This window comes from Mesorhizobium sp. M7A.F.Ca.CA.004.04.2.1 (assembly GCF_004022825.1).
In the GTDB taxonomy this organism is placed as follows: domain Bacteria; phylum Pseudomonadota; class Alphaproteobacteria; order Rhizobiales; family Rhizobiaceae; genus Mesorhizobium.
The window spans coordinates 1-4371 of the sequence record NZ_RZPH01000480.1 but is presented as its reverse complement, the minus strand read 5'-3'; the positions used below and the strand labels follow the sequence as shown (position 1 = coordinate 4371).

Sequence of the window (4371 nt, the reverse complement as noted above, 5' to 3'; positions counted from 1 at the left end):
GCCTCCGCTTTGGCAAGCATCGGCATCAGCGCGTCGATGGCGACGACGCCCGGCAACTCGCCGGCATGGAGTGCCGCCTGTAGGTATGCCGAAGGAGCAGCCTTGTCGGAACCAGTGAAGCGGAACAGCGGGAATTCGTAGGAAACCCCTTCGCTTTCGCCGGCGATGCGCTCGATCGATTTCTGCATGACTTCCTCCATCAAGAGCGAGAGACATGCGATTTGAAGGCGCCGATGTCGATTGGTCCAGCCCGCCGCGCTATGGGCGCAAGAGGCTATTCAGCCGGAAGCGGGATGACCGGCGCGCGCCGGTCCAGCGCCTGCGACAGCACGGCGACGGTGACCGCCAACAAAGCGAGTGCTGCGCCGACCAGCGGCAAATTGGCATAGGAAACACCGGCGGAAAGGGCAACGCCGCCGATCCAGGCGCCGCTGGCATTGCCGACATTGAAGGCGCCCTGGTTCAGCGTGGCGGCGAGGTTCGGTCCCTCGGAGGCCGCCTCGACGACCCGGATCTGCAGCGGCGGCACGACGACGAAGATGAGCAGGCCCCACAGGAAGACGATGCCGACGGCAACGCTGGCGATTGCGCCGAACTGCCTGAAGCCAACGAAAAGCAGGGCCATCAGCAGCAGCGTGCCGATCACTGTCGGCATCAGTTTCCAGTCGGCCAGTCTGCCGCCGATAATGTTGCCGATGGTCATGCCCGCGCCGAACAGCAGCAGAACCCACGTGACTGCCGAGGTCGACAAGCCCGATACCTCGGTGAGGTAGGGTTTGATGTAGGTGAAGACGGTGAACAGGCTTGCGGAGGTCAGCGCCGCGATCAGCATGGCCAGCCAGACCTGCAGCTTGCCCAGCACGCGCAGCTCGCCGCGCAGGCCGCCACCGCTTGGCTGGGCGACATCGGACGGCACCAGCCAGGCGATCGCTGCCACCGAGATCAGGCCGATACCGACCACGGCAACGAAGGTGGAGCGCCAGCCGAACGCTTCGCCAAGTGCGGTTCCGGCGGGAACACCCAGGATGTTGGACAGCGTCAGCCCGGCGAACATCAGCGCGATGGCGCTGGCGCGTTTGTTGCGCGGCACCAGGCTGGCGGCAACGACCGAGCCGATGCCGAAGAAGGCGCCATGGCCGAAAGCGGTGAAAACGCGCGCGGCCATCAGCGTCCAGTAGTTGGGCGAGATGGCGCAAAACAGATTGCCGATGACGAACAGGACGGCCAGCCCGACCAGCACAGGCTTACGCGGCAAATGCGCGGTGGCCATCGCCACGATCGGCGCGCCGAAGACGACGCCCAGCGCATATCCGGTAACCAGCAGGCCGGCAGAAGGGATCGATACGCCGAGGTCGGCTGCGACCTCGGGCAGCAGGCCCATGATCACGAATTCGGTGGTACCGATGCAGAAGGACGCAATGGCAAGCGCAAGGATCGGCAAGGGCATGGGGCGTCCAGACTGAATCGGTTCAAATTGAGACTGCGCGAAGGACGCCACCGTGCGCAAGCTGCATTGCTGCATCGCAGCGATGCAGAAAAGGAAGAGCTTTGAAATGGGTCGCTAACAGGCTGTCAAACCAGCGGCTTCAATTCCTGGGCAATGGTTGGCAACAGCTCCGAGACATTCGGGTGGATGTGCACGGCACGCGCCAGCGTGTCGACGGGCGCCTTGGCGTACATCAGGTCGAGTACGCTATGGATAACCTCGTCGCCGCCGGGGCCGAGCACCGAGCAGCCGAGGATCTGCCTGGTGTCGGCGTCGACCAGGATCCTCATGAAGCCCTGCGTCTCGCCCTTTTCGATAGCGCGGCCGACGCGGGTCATCGGCCGCTGGCCGACCAGCGCGCGACGGCCGGATTTCTTCACCGCGGCCTCGGTCATGCCGCAGCGGCCGAGCGGTGGGTCGATGTAGAGCGCATAGGCTTCGATGCGATCACTGACCTTGCGCGGATCGTTGTCCAGCAGGTTGGCGGCGACGATCTCGTAGTCGTTGTAGGAGGTGTGGGTGAAGGCGCCCCTGCCGTTGCAGTCGCCCATCGCCCAGATGCCGGGCACGCTGCTGCGCAACTGGTCGTCTACAGAGACGAAGCCGCGCTTGTCGACCTCCACGCCAGCCCTCTCCAGGCCGAGGTCATCGGTGTTGGGCGTCCGCCCCAGAGCCAGCAGCACGTGCGAGCCGACCGCCGGCGGTTTGCCGGCGGAGAAGGTTACGGCAATGTCCTGGCCCTGTCTGGCGAAAGCGATGTCGTCGGCGCCGACATGGACCGTGATGCCCTCGTTTTCGAGGATCGACAGGATGGCGGCGGAGACATCCTCGTCCTCGCGGCCGGTCAGGCGTGGGCTCTTCTCGATGACGGTAACTTCGCTACCGAAGCGGCGGAACATCTGTGCGAATTCGAGCGAGATGTAGCTGCCGCCGACGACGATGAGATGGCGCGGCAGCACGTCGAGATCCATCATCGAGGAATTGGTCAGATAGTCGATGTCGTGGATGCCAGGCAGGTCTGGGACCGAGGCTCGGCCGCCGGTGTTGAGGAAGATCTTTTCGGCGGTCAGCAGATCGTCGCCGACGCGCACCGTGTTGGCGGATTCGAAACGCGCATGGCCGCGATAGAGGGTGCATTTGTCCATGCCGGCAATCCAGGTCTCGAGATTGGTGCGGGCGTCGATCGTCACCTTGTCCTTGCGCGCCTTGATCCTGGCATAGTCGACGCCGACGGGGCCACTGAGCGTCACGCCATAGTCGGCGGCGCGGCGCGCAAGATGCGCGGCGTAGGCGCTGGCGACCATGGTCTTGGTCGGCATGCAGCCGGTGTTGACGCAGGTGCCGCCGACCAGCTTGCGCTCGATCAGCGCCACGCTCATGCCGGCGGCCGTCAGTCGGCCGGCCAGCGGAGGGCCAGCCTGTCCGGCACCGATGATGATGGCGTCGAAGGTTTTCGTCGTCATGCCACCGCCGCTACGATCAGCAGGCCGCCGATGATCGCCACCGCGTCCTCGATGAAGGCGGCGGGCGGATCCTTGCCGAAGGCGGCTGCGAGCCGGCCGCGAGCTTCAGCGCCGCCCAGCGTGCCGATGACGGCGCCGATGGCGCCGGCAATCAAGCCGCCGATGGTGGCACCGCCTGTCGCGCCGATCACCGCGCCGGTGAAGGCGCCCATGACGATGCGGGCGCCGAATTGCTGCGGCACTTTACGGCTCGGCGTCGACGGCAACTGGTCGGTGACCAGTTCGACGATGGCCAGGATGGTGAAGATGCCGACAGCCGCCCAGTGACTCATGAAGCTCGCCCAGGTGCCGGCAACCGGCAGCCAGCCGAGATAAGCGCCCCAGGCAACGGCAGCCGGCGCCGTCATGGCGCGAAGACCGGCAACGACGCCGATCAGAAGTGCGAGAATGTAGAGCATGGTCGATCCCCCTCGATCACCGGGCCAGGACGGCCTTGAGACGCAGGCTACCATAGGTCCAATATTTGACCAGTACTTGCATCGGCGCTTTTCTGTTGGCCGCACTTGTGCTTTTGAAGGACGTGAACTGGAGACCGCGTCATAGCCGAAAGCGAGCGCGTGAAGATGGCGGCCGGCGAATGGTACACCTGCCTCGATGATGAGCTGGAGTCCTTGCGTGTGGTAGCGCGTGACGCGGTGTTCGAGCACAATTGCCTGCCGCCGCGGCAGCGCGGCAATCTCGGGTCGGGCTTGAAAGCTTTACTCGGCAACGCCGGCGAGGGTGCCCGCATCGAGGCGCCGTTTCACTGCGCCTATGGTTTCAACATCTTTCTCGGCGACGGCGTCTTCCTCAATGCCGGCTGCACCATCCTCGACACGGCGAGTGTGCGCATCGGCAAGGGAACGCTGCTCGGTCCCAATGTGCAGATTTATTGCGCCGAGCATCACAAGGAGGTCGCTGGGCGGCAAGCTGGACTGGAGATCGCCAAGCCGGTCGAGATCGGCGCCAATGCGTGGATCGGCGGCTCAGCCGTCATCCTTGGCGGCGTCAGCATCGGTGAAGGTGCCATCGTCGGCGCCGGCGCGGTGGTGACGCGCGACGTGGCTGCGAACACCACGGTGGTCGGCAATCCGGCACATCAGGTCAAGCGGGACTGAATAGATCAGGACGACAGAACGTACGTCATGCGCTCGCCCTGGTCGGTCCTTCTGGAGAATTCGCGCCGATATTGCGCCGGCGATGTCCTCAGCCTTGCGGCGAAATGCTGGCGCAGCGAGGTGGCGCTGCCGAAGCCGGCTTCGAAGGCGACCATGTCCATCGACTTTTCGGTCGCCTCCAGCAACCGTTGAGCCAGTTCTATCCGTTGGCTGGTCAGCCAATCGCCGAAACTGGTGCCGATCGATTTTTGGAAGCGGCGGGGAA

At 64.7% G+C, this 4371-nt stretch carries 5 protein-coding genes and 1 pseudogene; 1 reads left to right on the top strand and 5 read right to left on the bottom strand.

Annotated elements, in window-relative coordinates; translation table 11 throughout:
* From EN893_RS20500 to EN893_RS20485, 4 genes and pseudogenes are all read right to left on the bottom strand, one after another.
* Positions 1-188: pseudogene (locus EN893_RS20500) on the bottom strand (peptidase M14); the annotation flags it as partial.
* A gap of 86 nt (positions 189-274) precedes the next feature.
* Positions 275-1447 carry an MFS transporter gene (locus EN893_RS20495; protein ID WP_127272313.1) on the bottom strand — a complete coding sequence of 391 codons (1173 nt, stop codon included), beginning with the start codon at positions 1445-1447 and terminating at the stop codon, positions 275-277.
* Between the two features lie 125 nt (positions 1448-1572).
* Positions 1573-2949, bottom strand: coding sequence for an FAD-containing oxidoreductase (locus EN893_RS20490; protein ID WP_127272314.1), 1377 nt, complete (start codon positions 2947-2949; stop codon positions 1573-1575).
* Positions 2946-3407: a DUF4126 domain-containing protein gene (locus tag EN893_RS20485; protein WP_127266540.1), complete on the bottom strand. Its 462-nt coding sequence runs from the start codon at positions 3405-3407 to the stop codon at positions 2946-2948. Before EN893_RS20485 ends, EN893_RS20490 begins: the two co-directional genes overlap by 4 nt.
* A gap of 141 nt (positions 3408-3548) precedes the next feature.
* On the opposite strand from EN893_RS20485, the gene EN893_RS20480 reads away from it, so the two are divergent.
* Positions 3549-4106 (top strand): sugar O-acetyltransferase, encoded by a 558-nt coding sequence (locus EN893_RS20480; RefSeq protein ID WP_127266541.1) that lies wholly within the window; start codon positions 3549-3551, stop codon positions 4104-4106.
* Between the two features lie 5 nt (positions 4107-4111).
* Here EN893_RS20480 and EN893_RS20475 read toward each other — a convergent pair.
* A partial coding sequence (locus EN893_RS20475) for a helix-turn-helix domain-containing protein (RefSeq protein ID WP_128361732.1) occupies positions 4112-4371 on the bottom strand: 260 nt, incomplete at its 5' end.